The sequence below is a fragment of the Microvirga sp. 2TAF3 genome (genome assembly GCF_052114965.1).
Taxonomy (GTDB): Bacteria; Pseudomonadota; Alphaproteobacteria; order Rhizobiales; family Beijerinckiaceae; genus Microvirga.
Genome location: NZ_JBFRFT010000005.1, coordinates 38,304 through 62,368, shown reverse-complemented (window position 1 = coordinate 62,368; position 24,065 = coordinate 38,304). Strand labels below are relative to the sequence as shown.

At 63.4% G+C, this 24,065-nt stretch carries 23 protein-coding genes; 19 read left to right on the top strand and 4 right to left on the bottom strand.

Features of this window, described 5'->3' with window-relative positions; all coding sequences use genetic code 11:
* Positions 1 to 261 precede the first annotated feature (261 nt).
* The gene (gene kdsA, locus AB4Y97_RS07035) at positions 262 to 1,110 is read left to right on the top strand and encodes a 3-deoxy-8-phosphooctulonate synthase (RefSeq protein WP_441998313.1); all 849 of its coding nucleotides are present in this window, start codon (positions 262 to 264) and stop codon (positions 1,108 to 1,110) included.
* 118 nt (positions 1,111 to 1,228) lie between these two features.
* Positions 1,229 to 2,401, top strand: a complete 1,173-nt coding sequence (locus AB4Y97_RS07030) for an MFS transporter (RefSeq protein ID WP_441998312.1) — start codon at positions 1,229 to 1,231, stop codon at positions 2,399 to 2,401.
* Here AB4Y97_RS07030 and queF read toward each other — a convergent pair.
* Positions 2,383 to 2,835, bottom strand: coding sequence for a preQ(1) synthase (queF, locus tag AB4Y97_RS07025; protein WP_441998311.1), 453 nt, complete (start codon positions 2,833 to 2,835; stop codon positions 2,383 to 2,385). The genes AB4Y97_RS07030 and queF overlap by 19 nt on opposite strands.
* Positions 2,836 to 2,965: 130 nt before the next feature.
* On the opposite strand from queF, the gene eno reads away from it, so the two are divergent.
* From eno to AB4Y97_RS06965, 12 genes are all read left to right on the top strand, one after another.
* A complete protein-coding gene (eno, locus tag AB4Y97_RS07020; RefSeq protein WP_441998310.1) occupies positions 2,966 to 4,249 on the top strand; it encodes a phosphopyruvate hydratase in 1,284 nt (427 codons plus the stop codon).
* A gap of 280 nt (positions 4,250 to 4,529) precedes the next feature.
* The gene (locus tag AB4Y97_RS07015; protein WP_441998309.1) at positions 4,530 to 5,090 is read left to right on the top strand and encodes an Hsp20/alpha crystallin family protein; all 561 of its coding nucleotides are present in this window, start codon (positions 4,530 to 4,532) and stop codon (positions 5,088 to 5,090) included.
* Between the two features lie 96 nt (positions 5,091 to 5,186).
* Positions 5,187 to 5,516: an FtsB family cell division protein gene (locus AB4Y97_RS07010; protein WP_441998308.1), complete on the top strand. Its 330-nt coding sequence runs from the start codon at positions 5,187 to 5,189 to the stop codon at positions 5,514 to 5,516.
* A 155-nt stretch (positions 5,517 to 5,671) separates the two neighbouring features.
* Positions 5,672 to 6,745, top strand: a complete 1,074-nt coding sequence (gene pdhA, locus AB4Y97_RS07005) for a pyruvate dehydrogenase (acetyl-transferring) E1 component subunit alpha (protein ID WP_441998307.1) — start codon at positions 5,672 to 5,674, stop codon at positions 6,743 to 6,745.
* Positions 6,746 to 6,793: 48 nt separating this feature from the next.
* Positions 6,794 to 8,185, top strand: a complete 1,392-nt coding sequence (locus tag AB4Y97_RS07000) for a pyruvate dehydrogenase complex E1 component subunit beta (RefSeq protein ID WP_441998306.1) — start codon at positions 6,794 to 6,796, stop codon at positions 8,183 to 8,185.
* 4 nt (positions 8,186 to 8,189) lie between these two features.
* Entirely contained in the window at positions 8,190 to 8,486 is a 297-nt protein-coding gene (locus AB4Y97_RS06995; RefSeq protein WP_441998305.1) for a DUF5076 domain-containing protein, read from the top strand.
* A gap of 86 nt (positions 8,487 to 8,572) precedes the next feature.
* Positions 8,573 to 9,949, top strand: a complete 1,377-nt coding sequence (locus AB4Y97_RS06990; protein WP_441998304.1) for a pyruvate dehydrogenase complex dihydrolipoamide acetyltransferase — start codon at positions 8,573 to 8,575, stop codon at positions 9,947 to 9,949.
* Positions 9,950 to 9,962: 13 nt separating this feature from the next.
* Positions 9,963 to 10,169 carry a hypothetical protein gene (locus AB4Y97_RS06985; protein WP_441998303.1) on the top strand — a complete coding sequence of 69 codons (207 nt, stop codon included), beginning with the start codon at positions 9,963 to 9,965 and terminating at the stop codon, positions 10,167 to 10,169.
* A gap of 444 nt (positions 10,170 to 10,613) precedes the next feature.
* Positions 10,614 to 12,050 carry a dihydrolipoyl dehydrogenase gene (gene lpdA / locus AB4Y97_RS06980; protein ID WP_441998466.1) on the top strand — a complete coding sequence of 479 codons (1,437 nt, stop codon included), beginning with the start codon at positions 10,614 to 10,616 and terminating at the stop codon, positions 12,048 to 12,050.
* Positions 12,051 to 12,314: 264 nt separating this feature from the next.
* Positions 12,315 to 13,709 (top strand): selenium-binding family protein, encoded by a 1,395-nt coding sequence (locus AB4Y97_RS06975; protein WP_441998302.1) that lies wholly within the window; start codon positions 12,315 to 12,317, stop codon positions 13,707 to 13,709.
* A 29-nt stretch (positions 13,710 to 13,738) separates the two neighbouring features.
* Positions 13,739 to 14,380 carry a hypothetical protein gene (locus tag AB4Y97_RS06970; RefSeq protein WP_441998301.1) on the top strand — a complete coding sequence of 214 codons (642 nt, stop codon included), beginning with the start codon at positions 13,739 to 13,741 and terminating at the stop codon, positions 14,378 to 14,380.
* Between the two features lie 287 nt (positions 14,381 to 14,667).
* The gene (locus AB4Y97_RS06965; RefSeq protein WP_441998300.1) at positions 14,668 to 16,104 is read left to right on the top strand and encodes an FAD-binding oxidoreductase; all 1,437 of its coding nucleotides are present in this window, start codon (positions 14,668 to 14,670) and stop codon (positions 16,102 to 16,104) included.
* Here AB4Y97_RS06965 and AB4Y97_RS06960 read toward each other — a convergent pair.
* A complete protein-coding gene (locus AB4Y97_RS06960; protein ID WP_441998299.1) occupies positions 16,101 to 17,879 on the bottom strand; it encodes an arylsulfatase in 1,779 nt (592 codons plus the stop codon). The two genes, AB4Y97_RS06965 and AB4Y97_RS06960, sit on opposite strands and share 4 nt — an antisense overlap.
* 862 nt (positions 17,880 to 18,741) lie before the next feature.
* Between AB4Y97_RS06960 and AB4Y97_RS06955 the strand changes: the two genes are divergently transcribed.
* From AB4Y97_RS06955 to AB4Y97_RS06940, 4 genes are all read left to right on the top strand, one after another.
* Positions 18,742 to 19,002, top strand: a complete 261-nt coding sequence (locus AB4Y97_RS06955; protein WP_441998298.1) for a hypothetical protein — start codon at positions 18,742 to 18,744, stop codon at positions 19,000 to 19,002.
* 207 nt (positions 19,003 to 19,209) lie between these two features.
* The gene (gene lipA, locus AB4Y97_RS06950) at positions 19,210 to 20,172 is read left to right on the top strand and encodes a lipoyl synthase (RefSeq protein WP_441998297.1); all 963 of its coding nucleotides are present in this window, start codon (positions 19,210 to 19,212) and stop codon (positions 20,170 to 20,172) included.
* Positions 20,173 to 20,181: 9 nt separating this feature from the next.
* Entirely contained in the window at positions 20,182 to 20,718 is a 537-nt protein-coding gene (locus AB4Y97_RS06945) for an AAA family ATPase (protein WP_441998296.1), read from the top strand.
* 1 nt (position 20,719) lies between these two features.
* Entirely contained in the window at positions 20,720 to 21,187 is a 468-nt protein-coding gene (locus AB4Y97_RS06940) for a type II toxin-antitoxin system RatA family toxin (RefSeq protein WP_441998295.1), read from the top strand.
* Here the strand turns inward: AB4Y97_RS06940 and AB4Y97_RS06935 are convergent, their stop codons facing one another.
* Positions 21,188 to 21,676 carry a CinA family protein gene (locus AB4Y97_RS06935; protein WP_441998294.1) on the bottom strand — a complete coding sequence of 163 codons (489 nt, stop codon included), beginning with the start codon at positions 21,674 to 21,676 and terminating at the stop codon, positions 21,188 to 21,190.
* Positions 21,673 to 22,884, bottom strand: coding sequence for a bifunctional 2-C-methyl-D-erythritol 4-phosphate cytidylyltransferase/2-C-methyl-D-erythritol 2,4-cyclodiphosphate synthase (locus tag AB4Y97_RS06930; protein ID WP_441998293.1), 1,212 nt, complete (start codon positions 22,882 to 22,884; stop codon positions 21,673 to 21,675). Before AB4Y97_RS06930 ends, AB4Y97_RS06935 begins: the two co-directional genes overlap by 4 nt.
* Positions 22,885 to 23,035: 151 nt before the next feature.
* Between AB4Y97_RS06930 and dusB the strand changes: the two genes are divergently transcribed.
* Positions 23,036 to 24,055, top strand: a complete 1,020-nt coding sequence (gene dusB / locus AB4Y97_RS06925) for a tRNA dihydrouridine synthase DusB (RefSeq protein ID WP_441998292.1) — start codon at positions 23,036 to 23,038, stop codon at positions 24,053 to 24,055.
* Positions 24,056 to 24,065 lie beyond the last annotated feature (10 nt).

Genomic DNA, 24,065 nt, shown 5'->3' with positions numbered 1-24,065 from the left:
ACAGTGGGAATGCACCCACAGCCTCATCCTGAGGAGGTCACGCAGTGACCGTCTCGAAGGAGAGGCGTCTCCAATGTTCTCTGGATCCTCCTTCGCGACGCAGCCTGCGGCTGCTCCTCAGGATGAGGGCGGAGAGTGAGGTACGCCTCGCTGAGGGGTTAAACTCCTCCCCCAGCGGCTCCGCCTCTTTCGGCCGGGAATGACAGATGTGCGTATCCTTTACTCTTTGCCTCCGGCGCCAAACACGGTAGGTGACGGCTCATGACCGATCAAAAGCACCGCTCCGCCGTCGTCGAGGCTGGCTCCGTCCGCTTCGGCAATCATCTGCCGCTCAGCATCATCGCCGGGCCCTGCGCCATGGAGAGCCGCGAGCATGCGCTCGAAATGGCCTCGGCGCTCAAGGAGATCACGACGAAGCTCGGCATGGGGTTCGTCTACAAGTCCTCCTTCGACAAGGCGAACCGGACCTCGCTCTCGAGCGGCCGCGGCATCGGTCTTGACAAGGCTCTCTCCGTTTTCGCGGAAGTGAAGGAGAAACTCGGCATTCCCGTCCTCACCGACGTGCACGAGAACGATCAATGCGCGCCGGTCGGGGAGGTGGTGGATATCCTCCAGATCCCGGCCTTCCTGTGCCGCCAGACCGATCTTCTGATTGCTGCCGCCAAGACCGGCCGGGTCGTCAACGTGAAGAAGGGGCAGTTTCTCGCCCCCTGGGACATGGCGAATGTCGCCGCCAAGGTGACGGGTGCAGGCAATCCGAACGTCATGCTGACCGAGCGGGGCGCATCCTTCGGCTACAACACCCTCGTTTCCGATATGCGCTCCCTGCCGGTCATGGCAGAGACCGGCGCTCCGGTGATCTTCGACGCCACCCATTCCGTGCAGCAGCCCGGCGGCAAGGGCGCGACCTCCGGCGGCCAGCGGGAATTCGTGCCGGTTCTGGCCCGTGCGGCGGTCGCCGTCGGCGTGGCGGGTGTCTTCATCGAAACCCATCAGGATCCGGACACGGCTCCCTCCGACGGTCCCAACATGGTGCCGCTGAAGGAGATGGAAGCGCTCCTGGCGCAACTGAAGGCCTATGACGCGCTCACCAAGAACGCTCTGGCCTGATCCTTTAGTCTGACGATCCATGTCGATAGCTGAGGGCAGGTGTGCGCTGCCTGTGCTCGGCCTTGCCGCCGGGGCGTGTTAAGGGACCTCGCGTCCCGCCTTCCAGCATCGAAGTGCCATGTCCCCTCGCAATCTGATCCTCATCCTCGGCACGAGCGGCTTCGCGGGGACTTTCTCATCCCGCGCCGTGGAGCCGATGGTTGGCGTGATCGCGCGGGATCTCCAGACCGATCCTCAGACGATTGCGCTTCTCTCGGCCGCTTTCACGCTGCCCTACGCCTTCATTCAGCCGATCCTCGGCCCTATTGGGGATGCGCTCGGCAAGGAGCGCGTGATGAAGGTGGCGCTCTCGATTCTCTTCGTGGCGCTAGCCTGTTCCTTCCTCGCGCCCGATGCACAGACGCTCTTCGGTCTCCGCATTCTCGCGGGCGCAGCAGCGGGAGGCGCGGTGCCGCTCTCCATCGCTTTGATAGGCGACCGGGTCGAGGTTGCCCAGCGACAGGTTGCATTGAGCCGCTATCTCGTGGCGATCATCGTCGGGCAGTTGGCGGGATCGTCCCTTGCCGGATTGCTGGCGGAAATGATTGGCTGGCGGGGCGTCTTTGTCCTGTCTACCGCCATGATGGCCTGCGCCCTGGCTGCGACCGTCATCGGCTTTCGAGGCGCCAAGGCAGGCGGCAAGTTCGATCTGCGGAGCGCGGCGCTCCGCTACCGGGATATCCTTTCCAACCCGCGCGCTCTCGCGTTGTTCAGCTTCGTCTTCGTCGAGGCCATCGCGATCTTCGGCATCTTTCCCTATATCGCGCCGCTGCTCGAGGAGCGCGGCGGGGGCGGAGCTGCGCAGGCCGGGTTCGCCATCGGCGGCTTTGCTATCGGCGGTCTTGTCTATTCCGTGCTCGTCGGCTGGATGCTCCGGCGTCTCGGCATTGCCCGCATCGTTGCCGGAGGCGGCATGTTCGCCGCCGCCGCGCTTGTCGTGATAGGGTTCGGAGGCGACTGGAGGGTCGATGCCGCCGCCATGCTGGCGATGGGGCTCGGCTTCTACATGCTCCATAACACCTTCCAGGCGCAGGTGACCGAGGTCGCGCCCCATGCCCGCGCCTCGGCGGTCGCCTTGCACGCCTTCTCGTTCTTCGTCGGCCAAGCGCTCGGCGTGGTGATCATGGGCCTGGGCCTGCGCAATGTCGGCCTGATGGCCTCGACCGCGACGGCTGCCCTGGTGATCCTCGGGGTCGGACTGACCGCCTCCATGGTTCTGAGGCGGCCGGCCGCTCAGGTGCGGGGACGGTAGGGCGCGACGCCCTGGTCGGGCAGCCAGAGATTCTTCGGCATGTCGCCTGTCTGCCAGAACACGTCGATAGGAATACCGCCGCGCGGATACCAGTAGCCGCCGATCCGCAGGTAGCGAGGCTCCAGCAGTTCCGCCAGCCGTTTGCCGATGGCGACGGTGCAATCCTCATGGAATGCGCCATGATCGCGGAAGCTGTGCATGTAAAGCTTCAGCGACTTCGATTCGACGAGCCACTTTCCGGGCACGTAATCGATGACGATGATCGCGAAATCCGGCTGGCCGGTGACAGGGCACAGGGATGTGAATTCGGGACAGGTGAAACGAGCGACGTAATCCGTGTCCGCATGGGGGTTGGGCACCCGGTCGAGCCGCGCTTCTTCGGGAGAACGGGGAAGGGCGCTCGCATGGCCGAGCTGGAGGGTTGTATCCGTCACCGCAATTGACCTTGGATGGTTATGTTTGAAACGTCCCGATGTCCTTGCCCACCTGCGCGTTTCGGTCAATAAGCCATTGAACGACGTGAGGCCGCACCTTTCGCCATTTAAGCCTTCAGGAGCCTGCTCTATGACCGCGATCATCGATATTCACGCGCGCGAGATTCTCGACAGCCGGGGCAATCCCACGGTCGAGGTGGATGTAACCCTGGAAGACGGCTCGATGGGCCGGGCCGCCGTTCCCTCCGGCGCTTCCACCGGCGCGCATGAAGCGGTCGAGCTGCGTGACGGCGACAAGTCGCGTTATCTCGGCAAGGGCGTCCTGAAAGCCGTCGAGTCCGTGAACAACGAGATCCTGGACGCCATCGGCGGCATGGATGCGGAAGAGCAGGTTCTCATCGACGAGACGATGCTCGAGCTCGATGGCACGCCCAACAAGTCGCGCCTTGGTGCCAACGCCATCCTCGGCGTGTCACTTGCCGTTGCGAAAGCCGCCGCCGATGCCGTGACCCTGCCGCTCTATCGGTATGTGGGCGGGACCCAGGCGCGGGTGCTGCCGGTGCCGATGATGAACATCATCAATGGCGGTGCGCATGCGGACAACCCCATCGACTTCCAGGAATTCATGATCATGCCGGTCGGCGCGCCGACCCTGTCGGAAGCGGTCCGCATGGGCGCCGAGGTGTTCCACACCCTCAAGAAGGCCCTGAAGGACGCCGGCCACAACACCAATGTGGGCGACGAGGGCGGTTTCGCCCCGAACCTGCCGAGCGCCGAGGCCGCTCTCGACTTCGTCATGAAGTCCATCGAGAAGGCCGGCTACAAGCCCGGCGAGGACATGGTGCTTGCGCTCGATTGCGCCGCGACCGAATTCTTCAAGGACGGCGCCTATGTCTATGAAGGCGAAGGCAAAAAGCGCAGCCCGCGCGAGCAGGCCGAGTATCTTGCCAAGCTCGCTGCCGCCTATCCCATCGCCTCCATCGAGGACGGCATGGCCGAGGACGATTGGGAGGGTTGGAAGATCCTGACGGATCTCGCCGGCTCCAAGTGCCAGCTCGTCGGTGACGATCTCTTCGTCACCAACGTGACGCGCCTGTCGGACGGCATCAGGAAGGGCGTCGCCAACTCGCTTCTGGTGAAGGTGAACCAGATCGGCACCCTGACCGAGACCCTTGCCGCCGTCGACATGGCGCAGCGCGCCGGCTACACGGCCGTCATGTCCCACCGCTCCGGCGAGACCGAGGATTCGACCATCGCCGACCTCGCCGTTGCCACCAATTGCGGGCAGATCAAGACCGGCTCGCTGGCCCGCTCCGACCGGCTGGCCAAGTACAACCAGCTCATCCGCATCGAGGAGGAGCTTGGCGAACAGGCGCGCTATGCCGGCCGCTCCGCGCTGAAGTCGCTGGCTTAAAACACGATACCCCACTGGTCATTCCGGGCTCCGCTGCGCGGCCCCGGAATGACGGAGAAGGTGTCACTCTGCTGCGCGCGTAGCGCTGAGAGCAATCCATGGCTGGGGCATGCTACGGATGTCCATCCCCTGCGAGGACTGACGCCCCTCCGGCTGGGAGTGGAACAAGACGACAATTGCTCCTCTCGATCACTCCAATCCTCAAGAAACCGTGGGGTCGATGCCGCGTTGAAAAGGTGAGCGCCGACAGGACGGCGCTTGTCCGATCACGGAGAGCATCATGGCCCGCAATCCCTTATCTCCCTATCGTTTCGGCCTCCCGATGGAAATGGGCTTGGCGCAGGACCCCTTCACGTCGCTGCACCGCGAAATGAACCGTCTTTTCGACGACGTGCTTCGCGGCGGCGGAGGCGGGGGACTCCTCGCCATGCCGGAGGGACAGGCCACCGGCATGCTAATGCCCAAGATCAATGTCAGCGAGACCGATCGGGAAGTGCTCATTTCCGCGGAATTGCCGGGCGTTTCTGAAAAGGACATCGACGTCAGCCTCGACGACGACATGCTGACCATCCGCGCCGAGAAGAAGTTGGAACGCAAGGAAGAGAAGGAGAACTTCCATTTCGTGGAGCGGTCCTTCGGCACGTTCCAGCGTTCCCTCCGGCTGCCCTATATGATCAAGCCGGACCAGGTGAAGGCGACTTTCGAGAACGGCGTCCTCATGGTTCGCTTGCCCAAGAGCAAGGAGCAGGAACGCTCCCACCGCATCCAGGTCGAAGCGAGAGGAAAGAGCGAGACGGGCGGAAAGGTCGAGGCGAGCGGCAAGAATAAGCCGAGCGGCTGACCGACATCGTTTCTCTTTTCATCAACCCGGCGAAGCGCGTCACCGTTGCGGAATGTCCTAACGGCTCTTTAACCATGGCGGCCTTATGAGTCGTGCATGGTCATCCGCAGGCGTGCACGACGATTCCTGATTCCGCTGGTGCTCTACGGCATCTCAGCAGCGGTCGCGGCTTATTTCGTGCATCATGCCCATAGCGGAGCCCGTGGTTTCGAAGCCCGGGAGCAATATGAGGCGCAGGCCGGCGAGCTGCGGAAGGAACTCGAAGCGGTGAAAACGGAGCGGGTCGATTGGGACCGCCGCATCGCGCTGCTCCGCAGCGACCAGATCGATCGCGACCTGCTGGAGGAGCGTGCCCGGGTCGTTTTGGGGCGGGTTCACCGCAACGATCTCGTCATCATCCTCGGCCAAGGAGAAGTTAAGCCCTAATTTCCGCTTAACTGAAAACAAGTTGATTTGAAATAACGAAGCGATATCATTAACTTGCGGCGTTCACTGTAGTATTGGAACGCTCTTCACACCCTCTCGCTTTCCGATTTCGACTGCGCTACAACTTTCGTCGAGGAAACCCTTCGGAGGACCCGATGGCTGTTGCTGCCCGCAAGGCGGGCCGCGCTGCAAATGGCGCGGCTAACAAGTCCACTCCCAACAAGAGCTCGGCGAAACAAGCCGCTCTCAATTCCCCCCAATTTGACAAGAACCAGGATCTCTCCGCGTATCGCGAGATGCTTCTGATCCGCCGCTTCGAGGAGAAGTCAGGCCAGATGTATGGCATGGGCCTCATCGGCGGCTTCTGCCACCTCTATATCGGCCAGGAAGCTGTCGTCGTCGGCATGCAGATGGCGACGAAAGAGGGTGATCAGGTGATCACGGGATACCGCGATCACGGTCACATGCTCGCCTGCGGCATGGACGCGAAGGGCGTCATGGCCGAATTGACCGGCCGTCGCGGCGGCCTGTCGAAAGGCAAGGGCGGCTCGATGCACATGTTCTCCAAGGAAAAGCATTTCTACGGAGGTCACGGCATCGTCGGCGCGCAGGTATCGCTCGGCACCGGCATCGCCTTCGCGAACCGCTATCGCGACAACGGCAATGTCTGCCTGACCTATTTCGGCGACGGCGCGGCCAACCAGGGCCAGGTCTACGAGAGCTTCAACATGGCGGAGCTGTGGAAGCTTCCCGTGATCTACGTGATCGAGAACAACCGCTACGCCATGGGCACGGCGGTGAACCGCGCCTCCGCGCAGACCGATTTCTCGAAGCGCGGCGTGTCGTTCAACATTCCCGGCGAGCAGGTGGACGGCATGGATGTCCGCGCGGTCTATGCGGCGGGTCAGCGGGCCACCGAGCATGCGCGCTCGGGCAAGGGCCCCTACATCCTCGAGATGCAGACCTACCGCTATCGCGGCCACTCCATGTCCGACCCGGCAAAGTACCGCACGAAGGACGAAGTGACCCGCATGCGCGAGGAGCACGACCCGATCGAGCAGGTGCGCCGCCGTCTGCTGGAGAGCTGGAAGCTGTCCGAGGACGAGCTGAAGGCCATCGACAGCAAGGTGCGCGAGGTCGTCAACGAGGCGGCCGAATTCGCCACGCACGATCCGGAGCCCGATCCGTCGGAGCTTTATACCGATATTCTTCTCGAGCCGGCGCAATAAGCGCGCGCCCCGAGTTTCGCCGCAGCGACAATCACACAAGAGTCTTCCATGGCGATTGATATTCTCATGCCCGCCCTTTCTCCCACCATGGAGCAGGGCAAACTGGCCAAGTGGCTGAAAAAAGAAGGCGACAAGGTCAAGCCCGGCGACGTGCTGGCCGAGATCGAAACCGACAAGGCGACGATGGAAGTCGAGGCGGTGGACGAAGGCGTCCTCGCCAAGATCCTGGTGGGCGATGGCACCGACAACGTGGCCGTCAACACCCCCATCGCGGTTCTGGCGGACGAGGGCGAAGACGTCTCCAAGGCGGTCGCCAGCGCGAAGATGCCGGATCTCGTGGCGCCGCCTGCCGCTCCTGCGGTGAGCGAGCCCGCTCCTGCTCCCGCGACCGTCCCGGCGGCTCCCGCCGCGCCTGTGGCTGCCTATCGTGCCGGTACGGAAGTGCCGGAAGGCACCGAGATGGTCAGCATGACCGTCCGCGAAGCCCTTCGCGACGCCATGGCCGAAGAGATGCGCAAGGACGAGAACGTCTTTGTCATGGGCGAAGAGGTTGCCGAATACCAGGGCGCCTACAAGGTCACTCAAGGGTTGCTGCAGGAATTCGGCGCCCGCCGCGTCATCGACACGCCGATCACCGAGCACGGCTTCGCCGGCGTCGGCGTCGGCGCGGCCTTCACGGGCTTGCGCCCCATCGTCGAGTTCATGACCTTCAACTTCGCCATGCAGGCGATAGACCAGATCATCAACTCGGCGGCCAAGACCCTCTACATGTCCGGCGGCCAGCTCGGCGCGCCCATCGTGTTCCGCGGCCCGAACGGAGCGGCGGCCCGCGTGGCCGCGCAGCACAGCCAGGACTTCTCGGCCTGGTATTCGGCCATTCCGGGCCTGAAGGTGGTCTCGCCCTATACGGCGGCCGATGCGAAGGGCCTGCTCAAGAGCGCCATTCGCGATCCGAACCCGGTCATCTTCCTGGAGAACGAGATTCTCTACGGACAATCCTTCCCGGTGCCGAAGCTCGACGACTTCACGGTTCCGATCGGCAAGGCGCGCATCCATCGCGAGGGCAAGGACGTGACCATCGTCTCCTTCTCGATCGGCATGACCTATGCGCTCAAGGCCGCCGAGGCGCTTGAGAAGGAAGGCATCGAGGCCGAGGTGATCGACCTTCGCACCATCCGCCCGATGGACACCGACACCATCGTCGCCTCCGTCATGAAGACGGGGCGTTGCATCACGGTGGAGGAGGGCTATCCGCAATCCGGCGTCGGCGCGGAGATCTCGGCGCGGATCATGGAAAAGGCCTTCGACTATCTCGACGCTCCGGTGCTTCGCGTGACCGGCAAGGACGTGCCGATGCCCTACGCCGCCAACCTCGAAAAGCTGGCGCTTCCGTCGGTGGCCGAGGTCGTGCAGGCGGCGAAGGCCGTTTGTTACAGGTGACATCATGGCCGAGCGGAAATTCGAAGCTCTCAACGTACCGCCGGACGCGCTTGAAAAAGGCGGCGTCGAGATTCTTCGGGCTTCGGTGGTCGAGGGAGCGGTGAGCATCGCGTTGCGCCGCGCCTTCGACGATCCGTTCACCTGGGGCGTGCTCCTCGTGGATCTCGCCCGTCACGCCGCACGGGTCTACGCCATGGAAACCGACCTCTCGGAGGAGGAAGCCATGGCGGAGATCGTCGCCGGCATCCAGGCCGAGCTGGAGGATCCGTCCGATCCCGGCTCGACCCAGGCCCTCAACTGAAGCTTTTTCGGAGAATGGGATGAACCTTCTCCGACACGACAACGCGGTCCAGCAAACCCCATTTTTCGATCAGGATCCAAAACGCCATGCCCATCAATATCCTGATGCCCGCCCTCTCGCCCACCATGGAAAAGGGCAACCTTGCCAAGTGGCTGAAGAAGGAAGGCGACACGGTGAAGTCCGGCGACGTGATCGCCGAAATCGAAACCGACAAGGCCACCATGGAAGTGGAGGCGGTGGACGAGGGCGTCCTCGCCAAGATCCTGGTGCCCGAAGGGACGTCGGACGTTCCCGTCAACCAGCCCATCGCGCTCATCGCGGGCGAGGGTGAGGATCCGAAGAGCGTCTCCGCTCCGGTCGCAGGCGGCGCTCCCGCTCCTGCCCCGAAGGCCGAGGCCGCTGCCGCATCTGCGCCGGCTCCGAAGGCGGAAGCGGCCGCGGCCCCCGCGCCTCAGGTCGCACCGGCTCCAGCTCCAGCTCCCGCTGCAAAGCCCAATGGTGCCGCGGCAGGGCAGGGCAACCGCATCTTCGCCTCGCCGCTCGCCAAGCGCATCGCCAAGGATGCCAGCATCGACCTGTCGTCGATCCAGGGTTCGGGCCCGCACGGCCGCATCGTCGAGAAGGACGTGCGCGCCGCCATCTCCGGCGGAGTCGCCAGGCCTGCCGCGGCGCCTGCTGGCGCACCGGCGGCAAAGCCCGCCGCGCCCGCGCTGGCCCCGAGCGCTTCGGCCGATCAGGTCAAGGCCATGTTCGAGCCGGGCTCCTACGAAGAGATCCCGCTCGACGGCATGCGCAAGACCATCGCCAAGCGCCTCGTCGAGTCGAAGCAGACGGTGCCGCATTTCTACCTGTCGCTCGATTGCGAGATCGATGCGCTCATGGCCCTGCGCGAGCAGATCAACGCCGCCGCGCCGAAGGACAAGGACGGCAAGCCCGCCTACAAGCTCTCCGTCAACGACTTCGTCATCAAGGCGCTCGCCGCCGCGCTCCAGCGCGTGCCGAACGCCAACGCGGTCTGGGCCGAGGATCGCATCCTGAAGATGAAGCACTCGGATGTGGGCGTCGCGGTCGCCATCGAAGGCGGGCTGTTCACGCCGGTGATCCGCAAGGCCGAGACCAAGACGCTCACCGCCATCTCCGCCGAGATGAAGGATCTGGCGGGCCGCGCCCGCACCCGCCGCTTGAAGCCGGAGGAATATACCGGCGGCTCCACGGCGGTCTCGAACCTCGGCATGTTCGGCATCAAGGACTTCCAGGCCGTCATCAACCCGCCCCAAGGCACCATCCTCGCCGTCGGCGCGGGCGAGCAGCGCGTGGTGGTGAAAAACAACGCCCCCGCCATCGTACAGGCCATGACCGTGACGCTCTCCTGCGACCACCGCGTGGTCGACGGCGCGCTGGGCGCGGAGTTGCTTGCAGCTTTCAAACAGCTTATTGAGAGTCCAATGGGAATGCTGGTCTAAGCCGAGAGTCTCCATGACTAAAGACAAAGACAACTCCTCAGGGCAATCGGCAGGTTCCTCGGGCACAGGGGCCTCGCCTTCGCCTAAGGAAGGAACGAAACTATCTCAAATGATCTTTGACCATTCCGTGCACAATAAGCGCGAAATTGGCAAAGTCATTATTGAAAGCAATCAACAAAAGCCGCAAAATCCAAAAAATGGGAATTCCAGCAAGCGCTGATGAGATTCAGTCTTATAGGAACAGATTAGTAGATCAACGTAATCGTGCTACGGAGACCGTTTCTACTAGCCTGAGAAATATCGGTATTGGGCTTTCGCTAATTCTCTATACCTTTCTATTCTCGGACAAGAGTCCGGATCTCTGGAGGCATAGCCGGTACGGCTTCTTGCTCGCCTCTCTATGCGGTGTGATATGCGTGCTGATGGATGTTCTTCAAAGTTTCGCGGAGAGAAAGTGCTCAATAGAAACTCTGCTTTTCCTCCGTGAGAAACGGGAGAAAGGACAGGAGCCAACACCTCAGGAATTAGAAGAGCACCGGAAGAAGTGCGGTGGTAATTTTGCCAGCGCCCTCCTATACGCAAAATTGTTCCTCTGCGTACTTGGATGTTTTGTTGTTGTGCTTATCGTTGCGACAAGCCTTGAACGTGTAACGACACTGGAAAAATAATGTCCAACTACGACGTCATCGTCATCGGCGGCGGGCCGGGCGGCTATGTGGCCGCGATCCGGGCGGCGCAGCTCGGGTTCAAGACTGCGGTCGTGGAGCGCGAGCATCTGGGCGGCATCTGCCTGAACTGGGGCTGCATCCCGACCAAGGCGCTTCTGCGCTCGGCGGAAATCTATCACTACATGGAGAACGCCAAGGATTACGGGCTCGTGGCCGAGAAGATCGGCTTCGATGCGGCGGCCATCGTGCAGCGCTCGCGCGGCGTCTCCGGCCGTCTCAACGGCGGCGTCGGCATGCTGCTCAAGAAGAACAAGGTCGATGTGATCTGGGGCGAGGCGACGCTGACAAAGCCCGGCGAGGTCGTCGTCTCCGCGCCGAAGAAAGAGCCCATGCAGCCGCAGCATCCGGCTCCGAAGGGCACGCTTCCGGCGGGCACCTATCAGGCTAAAAACATCATCGTCGCCACCGGCGCGCGCCCGCGCGTGCTGCCGGGCATCGAGCCGGACGGCAAGCTGATCTGGACCTACTTTGAAGCCATGGTGCCGCCCACCATGCCGAAATCGGTTCTGGTCATGGGCTCGGGCGCCATCGGCATCGAATTCGCCTCCTTCTACCGCACCATGGGTGCGGAGGTGACGGTGGTCGAGGTTCTGCCGCAGATCCTGCCCGTCGAGGATGCGGAGATCGCCGGCCTTGCCCGCAAGCGCTTCGAGAAACAGGGCATCAAGATCATCACCGGCGCGAAGGTCGCGAAGGTGGAGAAGGGCGCGAATTCCGTCACCGCCACCATCGACGACGGCAAGGGCACGCAGACCGTCACCGCCGAGCGCATGATCTCGGCCGTCGGCGTCGTCGGCAACGTGGAAAATCTCGGCCTCGAGAAGCTGGGCGTGAAGATGGATCGCGGCATCATCGTCACCGATGGGCTGGGTCGCACCAATGTGCCCGGCATCTACGCCATCGGCGACGTGGCGGGCCCGCCCATGCTGGCGCACAAAGCCGAGCATGAAGGCGTGATCTGCGTCGAGACCATCAAGGGGTTGCATACGCACCCGATGGACAAGAACAAGATCCCGGGCTGCACCTATTGCAACCCGCAGGTCGCGTCGGTCGGTCTCACCGAGGCCAAGGCGAAGGAACAGGGCTACGACATCCGCGTCGGCCGCTTCCCCTTCGTCGGCAACGGTAAGGCCATCGCTCTCGGCGAGCCGGAAGGTCTGGTCAAGACCATCTTCGACAAGAAGACCGGCCAGTTGCTGGGCGCCCACATGGTTGGCGCGGAAGTGACCGAGCTGATCCAGGGCTTCGTCATCGCCATGAACCTGGAGACGACGGAAGAGGAACTGATCCACGCCGTCTTCCCGCATCCCACGCTCTCCGAGACGATGCACGAGAGCGTACTGGACGCCTACGGACGGGCGATCCATATCTGACGCTCGGTTTCACCTCGGTCATTCGGGGTCGGGCGTCAGCAAGCCCGCCCCGGAGGGCCATGCGAAGCGGGGAGTCCCATAACCGCCAGGGTCAAAGCCCAATCAGCGAAGCGGTTTTGGGCAATCGAGCGCGGCTCAGCTGGGGTTGGGCTATCCTTGCCGCTTCAAGGCTGCGACTCGCGCTCACGACTGTGGTAGGGTGCCAAGCCTGCAACGAGGGAAAAGAGACTTGCCGTAAGCCTGGGGGCGATAAGGGAGGATGTCGTGACGCGTTGGCAGCCGGATCCGAGCTTTTATCCTTCACCCCGCCTGGCGGAAAAGGCCCCGCCTGAGACATTGGCCTATGTGGCCATGTTCGATCCCGACCGGCGACAGCCCGACGGCATTGCGGTCGTCGACCTGGATCCGGGCTCCTCGTCCTATGCCCAGGTCGTCGGGGCCGTTGCGATGCCCAACCTGGGCGACGAGTTGCATCATTTCGGATGGAATGCCTGCTCGTCGTGCCTGTGCCCCAACATGCCGCATCCGCATATGGAGCGGCGCTACCTCGTCGTGCCGGGCTTGCGTTCGTCGCGCATTCATATCCTCGACACCAAGCCCGACCCGCGCAATCCCACAATCGTCAAGGTGATCGAGCCCGAGGTGGTCGCCGAGAAAACCGGATACACCAGGCCTCACACGATTCATTGCGGACCGGAAGGCATCTATGTCACGGCGCTCGGCAATGCCGAGGGCAAGGCGCCCGGCGGCGTCTTCGTCATGGACCACGAGACCTTCGAGCCGCTCGGACGCTGGGAGATCGAACGAGGTTCGCAGCAACTCGCCTATGACGGCTGGTGGCATCTTGGCTATGACACGCTGGTGACGAGCGAATGGGGCACGCCCGACACCTTCGAGAAGGGCCTCGTCCCGGAGATCCTTCTCGGCTCGCGCTATGGCCGGCGCCTCCATTTCTGGGATCTCCTGAAGCGGAAGCATCTGCAGGAAATCGACTTCGGCGAGGAACACCAGCTCGTCTTCGAGCTTCGGCCGGCGCACGATCCGACGAAGGCCTATGGATTCGTCAATTGCGTGATCAGCCTCAAGGATCTCTCCTCCTCGATCTGGACCTGGTATCGCGACGGCAATCGCTGGGCGGCGAAGAAGATCATCACCATCCCGGCCGAACCCGCGAACCCTGACGATCTGCCGGAGATTCTGAAGAGCTTCGGGGCGGTGCCGCCGTTCGTGACGGATATCGATCTCTCATTGGACGACCGCTTCCTCTATGTGGCGTGCTGGGGCACGGGCGATCTCCAGCAATACGACGTATCCGATCCCTTCAATCCCAAGCTTACCGGCAAGGTGCGGATCGGTGGGGTCGTGTCCCGTGCGTCTCATCCCAAGGCGAAGAACGGACATCTGACGGGCGGGCCGCAGATGGTCGAGATCAGCCGTGACGGGCGGCGGGTCTATTTCACCAATTCGCTTTACGGTGCCATCGACCAGCAACTCTATCATCGCGGCTTCGACGGCTGGATGGCCAAGCTCGATGCGGGCCCGGATGGCGGCCTCGCGTTCGACGAGGAGTTCTTCATCGAATGGCCGAAGGGACACCGGCCGCATCAGATCAGGCTCGAAGGCGGAGATTGTTCCTCGGATTCCTATTGCTATCCGTAAAGCGTGCGCGCCGGCAGGGCGGCTCGAAAATGAGCACGGCATCATTCACTCTGTGGCCCTGGATTGCGCTTGCCGGTCTTGGCGCATTCCATGGGCTCAATCCAGCCATGGGATGGTTGTTCGCAGTCGCCCTCGGGCTCCATCGCCGGAGCCGGGCCACGGTGCTTCTGGCGCTCGCTCCGATCGCGCTCGGGCATGCCGTGGCGGTAGGCGCGGTTCTGCTGGTCGTCGTGGCTTTCGGAACGGTTCTTGATGCCACGCTTCTCGGTCGCGGCGCTGGCCTGATCCTGATGGGCTGGGCCTTATGGCATGGGTTCGTCGGCCATCGCAGACGCGCGCGCATAGGGATGCAGACCGGTTTCGCGGGTTTGGCGTTGTGGTCGTGCATGATGGCGAGCGCTCATGGCGCCGGTCTCATGCTCGTCCCCGCGATCCTGTCCTTGTGCGTGTCGCCTGGGATGGGCGGGGAGCTTGCCACGAGCACTTCCATCCCGATTTCCCTCGCGGCTCTCACCGTTCACACCGGCGCCATGCTGGCCGTCATCGGAGCCATCGGCCTCGTCGTCTACGATAGGCTCGGTCTCGCATTCCTTCGCCGGGGCTGGATCAACCTCGATATCTTCTGGAGCGCGGCCCTGGCGGCGGCCGGCATCATTCTCCTCGCGGGTTAGAGCATCGGACCCAAAAGTGGACTCCACTTTTGGGTCCGATGCTCATTTCCTTAAGCGGCGCATCGTTCGGGGCGGAAAACCGGGGCCACTTTTCCGCACGATGCGCTAGTGCCAGGACAGCCGACAGTCTCATTCCGAGGAAGACCGCCTGCGGTACGTCATCGGCGACACCGTGCGGACCGGAATAGCCGACGAGGCAATGCAGGTGTCGGTTGCGTCGTGCATGGGGCAAGCGCAGAATGCCGGCCGCGGGGCGAAGGTTCACGACCAGCTGAGGGGAGCGAACCATGAACGACATGAGCCTCACGAATCTGCAAGCTGGACAGACGACGGTCGGTGCCGCGGCCATCAAGGAATTGGCGGGGCAACTGCGCGGCAGGGTGCTGGACGCGAGCGATGCGTCCTATGACGAGGCTCGCTCGATCTGGAACGGAATGATCGACCGAAGGCCTGCCCTGATCGTGCAATGCGTCGATGGGAAGGATGTCGTCAACGCGGTGCGATTTGCGCGCGACCACAAGCTGCTCGTCGCGGTGCGCGGTGGCGGGCACAACATTGCCGGCAACGCCGTCTGCGAGGGCGGCCTGATGATCGACCTGTCGCCCATGAAATCGGTGCGGGTTGATGCTGCGGCGAAACGGGCATGGGTCGAGCCGGGCGCGACGCTGGCCGATGTCGACAGGGAAACCCAAGCCTTTGGCCTGGCGCTGCCGACGGGGATCAATTCCACCACCGGCATCGCCGGATTGACGCTGGGCGGCGGTTTCGGCTGGATCACGCGCAAGTTCGGGCTGACGATAGACAACCTCCTGTCGATGGACGTCGTGACGGCGAACGGCGAGATGGTGCGCGCAAGCCCGACGGAAAACCCCGACCTGTTCTGGGCGCTGCGGGGCGGTGGTGGCAATTTCGGTATCGTCACGTCTTTCGAGTTCCAGCTTCACGAACTCGGCCCCCAGGTCATTTCGGGGCTCGTCGTGCATCCGTTCAGCGATGCCCAGGCGGTTCTCAGGCAATACCGGGAGGCTCTCGAAAACGCGCCCGACGAGCTGACCTGCTGGGCCGTGATGCGCCGCGCGCCGCCGCTGCCGTTCCTGCCGGAAGAATGGCATGGCAAGGAGGTGCTGATCCTCGCCATGTGCGCCTGCGGCGATCTCGAGTCCGCCGAGAAGACGACGGCCGAGCTTCGCGCGATCGGCCGGCCGATCGCCGACGTCGTCGGCCCCCATCCTTTCGCCGGCTGGCAGCAGGCCTTCGATCCATTGCTCACCCCTGGCGCTCGCAACTACTGGAAGAGCCACGATCTGACGGAGCTTTCCGACGCGACGATTGAAATCCTCATTGATGCGGTTCGCCAGTTGCCCGGGCCGGAATGCGAGATTTTCATCGGGCATGTCGGCGGCGCCGCAGGCCGCATTGCAACGGACGCGACCGCCTTCCCGCAGCGCAATTCGCATTTCGTCATGAACGTTCACTCACGCTGGCGCGAACCGGAGATGGACCGGTCCGGCGTCGGCTGGGCGCGCAACGTCTTCGAGGCGATCAAGCCTTATGCCGCCGGAACGGCCTACATCAATTTCATGCCGGCAGACGAGCTCGACCGCGTCGAAGCGGCCTATGGCGGCAATTACCAGCGGCTTGCCGAGGTCAAGCGCCGCTACGATCCGCAGAACATGTTCCGCATGAACCAGAATGTGAGGCCGACGGAAGAGGCGAGTGGTTAATCGCTCGGGTGGCTGGCAAGCGACTTCTTGACCTGATCGAGTATGCCACTGAGATTGTAGCTCTCGGGCGCTTGCAGCGGCGGGAACTTCTCGTAGGTCGTCAGATGCTGTAGCCACAATTGCTGGCCGATCGGCAGCATGTTCCAGTCGTACTGGAACGCGGTTGCCGGGGCGCCCAGCGCGCCGCCGAGGCTCATGGCGGTTTTCTGGTCGATGCCGACGGCTTGCTCGAACGGATCGCGCTTGATGTTCTGGACCAGGGTGAAGTGGAACGGGATGAGCGGCATGATCCAGCCGGCCGGCCCGGGCTGCGACATGGTGTAGTACATCTTCCAGTTCTTGTAGCGCACCGCGGAGGGTGTCGCCCCCGAGTAATAGAAGAAGTAGTCACGCGCCGACTTCGCGGACTTGCCTTCGAGAAGATCGCGCTGGTCGAAGCCGTCGAGCGTCGTCTTGACGATGCCGGGATATTGCCCTCCCTCGATCTGCTGTTTCAGCCCGTCGCCCTTGGGCCCGCCGGCGATGTCGACCAGCGTCGGCAGCCAGTCGAGGGCGGCAAAGAGCTGGTTATTCACCGTACCCGGTTTGATCACCCCCGGCCAGCGGACGACCAGCGGCGCGCGGTAACCACCCTCCCAGGCCTCGCCTTTCTGGCCCTTGAACGGCGTAACGCCACCGTCCGGGAAGCTGATCGCCTCGGCGCCGTTGTCGGTCGTGAACACGACAATGGTGTTATCGAGCTGGCCCATGTCCTCGAGCTTCTTGAGGACGACGCCGATATTGTCGTCGAGCTGCTTCATGCCGGCTTCGTTGACGCCCCAGTCCTTGCCGCCGCGCTCGCCCACCATCGCCTCGTATTTCGGCGACAGCACGGTCACGACATGCATGCGGGCCGGGTTGTACCAGGCGAAGAACGGCTTGTTGGTCTTCTTCGGGTCGTTGCGGTCGAGGAAGTCGACGACCTTGTCCGAGATTTCCTCGTCCACCGTCTTCGAGCGCTCCAGCGTCAGCGGTCCCTCGTCGCTGCATGTCTGGTTCCTCTCCGTGCCGTCGGAGGATTTGCAGGACAGGACATTCCGCGGCGGCGTGAGGCAGGTCGTGGTCTTGGGGTCCACCGCGCCGGGAACCTCCGCAATGCCGGGGATCGGCGTGTTGCGGCACGGCGGGGCGACCGTCTGGGTGTTGGCGTTTTTGTTGATGTCGGGGAAGCTCACCTGCTGCATGGCATCGAGGTGATAGAGGTACCCCCAATATTCCTGGAAGCCGTGCGCGGTCGGCAGCGAGGCGGTGTGGTCGCCGAGGTGGTTCTTGCCGAACTCGCCGGTGTTGTAGCCGAGATCGAGCAGGAACTTGGCAAGCGCCGGAGTGCCGGGCTGCAGATAGGATGGGCTGCCGGGCAGTTGCGGCGGAATCATGCCGGTCCGCAGCGGATACATGCCGGTGAAGAAGGCGTTGCGGCCGGAGGTGCAGCTCTGCATGGCGACATAGTCCGTAAACATGGCGCCTTCCCGCCCGATCCGGTCGATATTGGGTGTTTCCCCGACCATCAGGCCGCGATGGTAGATGCTCGGCTGCATCCAGCCGATGTCGTCGCCCATGATGAACAGGATGTTGGGCTTCTGGAGAGGCTGTTGCTGTTGCGGCGCTTGCGCGAAGCTCGGTGCAGCCGGCGCGAACGCGATCAGGGCCGTGGCCCCGATGAGGGCTCTCCTCCACAGGCGTGTGAGGCGAAGCCTGCCGTCGGTTGTCTGTGAGAACGCACGATCATGGTTCATGGAGTGCTCCTCTCTGATGATTGGCAGCAATCGCTCGGCGCACGACCGAGGCGGCACCGCGTTGCCCGAGATCACGGAAAACGACGCTCGCGACTTGGCTCCGGGGCTCTCGTCATCGACAAAGTTGCCCCGCCAAAGTTCCTGCCGTCAGACGCGCTACCCATAATAGCCATCGCGGCACTAGCGGCATCCTGAAGGCTGGACGGGCAGGGGGCTTACACCTTCACAGCGGCGATGGCGCACTGGTGGCTCTCCCGTCATTCGGGGGCGGCCCATCGGGCCGGGCCCGGAACCCATAGCCGCTGACGCATCAGGATAAAGTGATGTGATCACCGATGCGTCTTATCTGAGCCCGTCAGCGGCTATGGGTTCCGGTCTCCGCTACGCGCGTCCGGAATGACGGGGACGGTAGGCGAAATTTGTTCTCATTTTGTTCTTGACATTATTCCCAATCTGAGCCATGTTGTGACTGTCCCGGCCCAGCGAGGGGCGCGCTCGCGAGGCGTCGTGATCTGTGGGGTCGGGCACGGTCTCGCGGCCGGGCTGTTACGCAAGCCCGTCCGGCGAGAGGCCCAGGCTGTTGCGCGTGGGCTCGCGGTTGGTCCGCGGCCGCCCGCTTGCTCTGACAAGCGGTGTCCGTCGCGGGCAGCGTGTGAGCCGGCGTCGCCTGTCCGCCTAAAAGAACCGTGCGCGAGGTGCCGTCCGGCTCTTCCACCATCACCCTTCCATCAGCGAGCCGGACCGCACGTCGCGCCTCCCTCGATATCCTTCAGGCCCGGGGCATTCCTGCCCCGAGCCCGCTCCGCCATGCCTTTTTCAAAACCCCGTCATTCCTAAAATTCATTGCCGTTGAGATCGCCTCATGAACCGAACCCAGCAAATCCTCTCCAAGCTGCCCGATTGCGACGACGCCTTGCGGCGTCTCGCGGATGTCCTGAAGGTGCCGGCCACGTGCCGGAAACGGGCCTGCCGTCGTGAGGGAAATTGTCAGGGCGGCTATGGGCCGCCATGCTATTTCGAGCACCGCGACCTCTTCGCCGAGGCGGTGCGCGAACGGATGCACGAATACCGGGATTACTGGTCCGGACAGCGCGAGGGCATGCGGGCGATCCTGCGCCGGTGAGAGGATTTTGAGGGCCGCGCACCGGAGGGTTTGCGAAGCCGCGCCGAAACGCTTAAGTCATGCTTGGAGCATGATCGGGGCAGGTGGAAATCGGCTGCCCTTCAGGATCGTGCGACATCAAGGAAAAAGAAGCCGGTCCGTTTCAAAAGGGACAGGATCGGCTTCCGGTGCATATTGCCGTATGCCCTGCCTCAAAGGTTAAGTTTCATGGCCGTCGTTCTCGATCTTCTGAACCGGGACAACCGTCCCCGCCACCCGGAAAAGGCGCACCGGCCGGATCAGCCTGTCCAGCAGCGCAAACCCGATTGGATCCGCGTGAAGGCGCCGGGCTCGCCGAAATGGGCCGAGACCAACCGGATCGTGCGGGAGAACAAGCTCGTCACCGTCTGCGAAGAGGCCGGCTGCCCCAATATCGGCGAGTGCTGGGAGAAGAAGCACGCCACCTTCATGATCATGGGCGACACCTGCACGCGGGCCTGCGCCTTCTGCAACGTGAAGACCGGCTTGCCTCAGGCGCTCGATCCGAACGAGCCGGAGAGCGTGGCGAAGGCGGTGGAAAAGCTCGGCCTGGAGCATGTGGTCATCACATCGGTCGATCGCGACGATCTGGCGGATGGCGGCGCGCAGCACTTTGCCGATGTGATCCACGCCATCCGCGCCCGGAGCCCGAAGACCACCATCGAGATCCTGACCCCCGATTTCCTGCGCAAGCCCGGCGCACTCGAAATCGTCGTCGCGGCCAAGCCCGACGTGTTCAACCACAATCTCGAAACCGTGCCGTCGAAATACCTGAAGGTCCGCCCCGGCGCGCGCTATTTCCACTCCATCCGCCTGCTGCAGCAGGTAAAGGAACTCGACCCGACCATCTTCACCAAGTCCGGCATCATGGTCGGCCTGGGCGAGGAGCGGAACGAGGTGCTCCAGCTCATGGACGATCTGCGCTCGGCGGATGTGGATTTCATAACCATCGGCCAGTATCTCCAGCCGACCAAGAAGCATCATCCCGTGATCCGCTTCGTGACGCCGGACGAGTTCAAGGCGTTCGAGACCACGGCTTACGCGAAAGGGTTCCTGCTGGTGTCATCGACCCCGCTGACGCGCTCCTCGCACCATGCGGGCGAGGATTTCGCCAGGCTGAAGGCCGCGCGCCTCGGAAAACTTAACGCTTAAGGCTGCTCGATGCGCCGGATTCTCGTCATCGGCTCGCCGGGCGCGGGCAAGACCACGCTGGCACGGCGCATTGCCGAAAGGCTTAGTCTGCCGCTGGTCCATCTCGACCGGGAATATTGGCGCGCCGGCTGGGTCAAACCCGCCGACGATGAATGGGAAATCCAAGCTGCGGCTCTGGCCGAAAAGCCTTCCTGGGTCATGGACGGCGAGTATCTCGACCTGTCCGGCAAGCTGCTTGCCCGCGCGACGACGGTGATCTGGCTCGACCTTCCGAACTGGCTTTGCCTGTCCCGTGCCCTCAAGCGCCTGGCGCTGCATTACCGCAAGGAGCGGACGGATCTCGCGGAGGGATGCCCCGAATATTTCAACCGGGATTATGTCACGTTCATCAAGGACATCTGGACCTATCCCGCCCGCATCCGGCCTAAAATGATCGAACTTCTGCGAAACTTGAGACCCGACCAGAACTGCGTCATCCTGCGTTCCCGCCGCGAGGTGGAGGACTTTGCGGCGAGACTGCCATCGACGCTGCAAGGGGCCGCCTGACATGCCGACGTTCCGCTCCACGCGCTCTGTGAAGCATAGCCCGGCCCAGATGTTCGCCCTCGTCGCCGACGTGGAGCGCTATCCGGAATTCGTGCCGCTCTGCGAGGAATTGCGCATCATTCGCCGGGCGCAGAGCGGGGAGGGCATCGAGACTATCGTTGCCGCCATGACGGTCGGCTACAAGGCCATTCGCGAAAGCTTCACGAGCCGCGTCACTCTCGACGATCCGCGCCTGCGCATTCAGGTCGAGTATGTGGACGGGCCCTTCAAATTCCTGGAAAACCGCTGGACCTTCCGCGAAACGCCGGCCGGCTGCGATGTGGAGTTCTATATCAACTACGAGTTCAAGAGCTTCGCTCTCGGCCTGTTGATGGGCAGTGTCTTCGACAAGGCGTTCCGCAAGTTCGCCGGAGCATTCGAGGAGAGGGCGGACGAGATCTATACGCCGCCCTCGCTGGCTCAGGCCTGATCAGCCGAGCACTTTCTCTAGGAGCCCGAGCGCATCCTCGACCGCGCGTCGTCTCACATTCTCCCGTCCGAGATTGCCGTAGCGCCGTTCGAGATGAATGGTCGCTTCGCCTTTTCGCGCAAGGCCGAAATGGACGAGGCCGACGGGCTTCTCCTCGCTGCCGCCGCTCGGACCCGCGACGCCCGTGATCGCAACGGCCACATCGGCCCGCGAATGCGCGAGCGCGCCTTCCGCCATGGCGCGGGCGACGGACTCGCTAACCGCGCCATGCGCAGCGATGAGATCGGCCGGGACGCCGATCGCTTCCGTCTTGGCTGCGTTGGAATAAGTCACGAAGCCGCGCTCGACGACGGCGGAGGAGCCCGCGATCTCCGTGAGCAGGCCAATGACAAGGCCGCCCGTACAGGATTCGGCGGTAGCGATCATCAGCTTCCTGTCTGCATAGGCCGAGAGCAGCCGGGCGGCCCGTTCCTTCAATTCCGCGTTCATGCGGCGATCTCCGGCAGCCGGATCGTAGCGGCGGCCTGCGCCGCGATGCCCTCGCTGCGGCCAGTGAAGCCGAGCTTCTCGGTGGTCGTCGCCTTGAGCGAGACCTGATCGAGCCTGAGGCCTGCGATCTCGGCGATGCGCAGGCGCATGGCTTCACGATGAGGGCTGAGGCGCGGCTTCTCGCAGAGCAGTGTCGCGTCGAGATGATCGACGATGCCGCCGCGCTGCCGCACAAGCGAGACCGCGTGGGCGAGGAACCGGTCCGAAGAGGCGCCGCGCCATTGCGGATCGCTCGGCGGGAAATGTGTGCCGATATCCCCATCCGCCAGCGCGCCCAGGATGGCGTCGGTGAGGGCATGGAGGATCACGTCACCATCGGAATGGGCCAGCACGCCCCTGTCATGCGGCACTCTGATGCCGCCGAGCCAGACATGATCGCCTTCCGCGAAGGCGTGAACGTCGAAACCGGTGCCGAGGCGTGTCAGGTAGGTCATGGATGGCTCTTGCGGGAAGGACTTTTGCAGGCGCCGCTCGGCTTCACCGAAATCGGCGGCATGGGTGAGCTTGATGTTGCGAGCATCGCCGTCGAACACATGGACCGGCAACCCGGCCCATTCGGCGAGCGCCCCGTCATCCGTGAAGGCGTGGAGCCCGGCCATGGCGGCCTTGCGGTGCGCGTCGAGAAGGACCTGGAAATGGAAGGCCTGAGGGGTCTGGACGGCTCGGAGGCTTGCCCTGTCGGGCGTGGATACCACGTTTCGGTCCGAGCCGATCAGCTTGATCGTGTCGGTTACGGCAATGCCGGGAACGGCGGCTTTCGACCTGCGTCCCGCCTCGATGGCGCGGTCAATGAAGCCCGCATCGATGAAGGGGCGGGCGGCGTCGTGGACGAGGACGATTTCCGGAGGTCCGGAAACAAGCGCTTCGAGGCCCTTCCTGACCGAATCCTGCCGAGTCTCGCCGCCTTCCGCATAAGGCAAGAGGTGAAACATCTTATCCGGAGGGAGTTTGGCGAGGCTGGCCTGATAGAGCGCCCGATCATCCGGGTGGATGACCACGATCGCGTGGTCAATCCGAGGGTGTCCGAGGAAGAGATCGAGCGTCCGCGCCAGGACGGTGCGGCCGGCAAGTGGCCTGTATTGCTTCGGCACGCCTTCGCCTGCTCGCGATCCGCGTCCGGCAGCAACAATAAGGGCAGCGACTGACATCGGGGCGAGCTCTCCGTGTTTCCGCTCTCCTAAGGGCGTGACTCCGATAAGGCAAATGGATCCCGCTCCTGGATCCCGCTCTCATGGGTCGCAGAGAGAGCCGTCCCTGAGCTCTTGAATCCATCATGGATTTGGCTATTCATTGGGCATAATGAAGAGTGATCAAAAAATAGGCGAGTCTGGTTTTCGGATCGGGTTGGTAGCAGTCGATGTGCCGGCTGTCCTCGCGCCATTGTCGGGCGTGACGGATGTCGTCTTCCGCCGCATCGCCAAGCGCATGGGGGCTGGCCTCGTCGTGTCCGAGATGGTCGCGTCGGACGAGTTGGTCCAAGGATCGTCCGAGGCGCAGTTGCGAGCGGAAGGCTCGGGAATCGAGCCTCATGTCGTCCAGCTTGCCGGTTGCGAGCCCCGTTGGATGGCAGAGGCCGTCCGGGTCGCGGAAGAAGCGGGCGCGGGCATCATCGACATCAATATGGGGTGCCCGGCCAAGCGGGTCATCGGCGGATATTCCGGCTCGGCGCTGATGCGCGACCTCGACCATGCCTGCCGCCTGATCGAGGCGACGGTGAATGCCGCGAGCGTGCCCGTTACGATCAAGATGCGGCTCGGCTGGGATCACTCCACCATCAACGCCCCCGAACTCGCACGCCGCGCTGAAGGTTTGGGTGTGAAGGCCGTGACCGTTCATGGACGGACGCGGCAGCAATTCTACAAGGGAGAGGCCGATTGGAGCGCCATCGCTCCGGTGACTGAGGCCGTCAGCATTCCCGTCATCGCGAATGGCGATATCGCCTCGCTCGACGATGCCCGCCGCTGCCTCGATGCCTCTGAAGCCCACGCGGTGATGATCGGCCGTTCGGCGGTGGGGAGGCCATGGCTCGTGGGCCAGATCGGCGCTGCCCTGCGGGGGCGTTTCCTGCCGGATCCGGCGCCGGAGACGAAGACCGAAGTTGCGGTCGAGCATTACGAAGGACTTCTTGCGCTCTATGGCGAGCAGGTCGGCATCCGCCACGCGCGCAAGCACCTTGCCGCTTATGCGGATGTCGCCACGGCGTCCGGCTTTCATGTGCCTTCCACCATGCGCACGGCTCTGGTGACGTCGGAGGATCCGAGGATCGTGGTGTCCATGCTGCGCCGCCTCCACACGGAGCCTGTTCGGGAAGCGGCATGATGATGGGCGC

What these genes read in the sequence shown, in the direction of transcription:
- kdsA (WP_441998313.1), top strand. Translation starts at nt 262, where the DNA reads ATGACCGATCAAAAGCACCGCTCCGCCGTCGTCGAGGCTGGCTCCGTC.
- AB4Y97_RS07030 (WP_441998312.1), top strand. Translation starts at nt 1,229, where the DNA reads ATGTCCCCTCGCAATCTGATCCTCATCCTCGGCACGAGCGGCTTCGCG.
- eno (WP_441998310.1), top strand. Translation starts at nt 2,966, where the DNA reads ATGACCGCGATCATCGATATTCACGCGCGCGAGATTCTCGACAGCCGG.
- AB4Y97_RS07015 (WP_441998309.1), top strand. Translation starts at nt 4,530, where the DNA reads ATGGCCCGCAATCCCTTATCTCCCTATCGTTTCGGCCTCCCGATGGAA.
- AB4Y97_RS07010 (WP_441998308.1), top strand. Translation starts at nt 5,187, where the DNA reads ATGGTCATCCGCAGGCGTGCACGACGATTCCTGATTCCGCTGGTGCTC.
- pdhA (WP_441998307.1), top strand. Translation starts at nt 5,672, where the DNA reads ATGGCTGTTGCTGCCCGCAAGGCGGGCCGCGCTGCAAATGGCGCGGCT.
- AB4Y97_RS07000 (WP_441998306.1), top strand. Translation starts at nt 6,794, where the DNA reads ATGGCGATTGATATTCTCATGCCCGCCCTTTCTCCCACCATGGAGCAG.
- AB4Y97_RS06995 (WP_441998305.1), top strand. Translation starts at nt 8,190, where the DNA reads ATGGCCGAGCGGAAATTCGAAGCTCTCAACGTACCGCCGGACGCGCTT.
- AB4Y97_RS06990 (WP_441998304.1), top strand. Translation starts at nt 8,573, where the DNA reads ATGCCCATCAATATCCTGATGCCCGCCCTCTCGCCCACCATGGAAAAG.
- AB4Y97_RS06985 (WP_441998303.1), top strand. Translation starts at nt 9,963, where the DNA reads ATGACTAAAGACAAAGACAACTCCTCAGGGCAATCGGCAGGTTCCTCG.
- AB4Y97_RS06970 (WP_441998301.1), top strand. Translation starts at nt 13,739, where the DNA reads ATGAGCACGGCATCATTCACTCTGTGGCCCTGGATTGCGCTTGCCGGT.
- AB4Y97_RS06965 (WP_441998300.1), top strand. Translation starts at nt 14,668, where the DNA reads ATGAACGACATGAGCCTCACGAATCTGCAAGCTGGACAGACGACGGTC.
- AB4Y97_RS06960 (WP_441998299.1), bottom strand. Translation starts at nt 17,879, where the DNA reads ATGAACCATGATCGTGCGTTCTCACAGACAACCGACGGCAGGCTTCGC.
- AB4Y97_RS06955 (WP_441998298.1), top strand. Translation starts at nt 18,742, where the DNA reads ATGAACCGAACCCAGCAAATCCTCTCCAAGCTGCCCGATTGCGACGAC.
- lipA (WP_441998297.1), top strand. Translation starts at nt 19,210, where the DNA reads ATGGCCGTCGTTCTCGATCTTCTGAACCGGGACAACCGTCCCCGCCAC.
- AB4Y97_RS06945 (WP_441998296.1), top strand. Translation starts at nt 20,182, where the DNA reads ATGCGCCGGATTCTCGTCATCGGCTCGCCGGGCGCGGGCAAGACCACG.
- AB4Y97_RS06940 (WP_441998295.1), top strand. Translation starts at nt 20,720, where the DNA reads ATGCCGACGTTCCGCTCCACGCGCTCTGTGAAGCATAGCCCGGCCCAG.
- AB4Y97_RS06935 (WP_441998294.1), bottom strand. Translation starts at nt 21,676, where the DNA reads ATGAACGCGGAATTGAAGGAACGGGCCGCCCGGCTGCTCTCGGCCTAT.
- AB4Y97_RS06930 (WP_441998293.1), bottom strand. Translation starts at nt 22,884, where the DNA reads ATGTCAGTCGCTGCCCTTATTGTTGCTGCCGGACGCGGATCGCGAGCA.
- dusB (WP_441998292.1), top strand. Translation starts at nt 23,036, where the DNA reads ATGAAGAGTGATCAAAAAATAGGCGAGTCTGGTTTTCGGATCGGGTTG.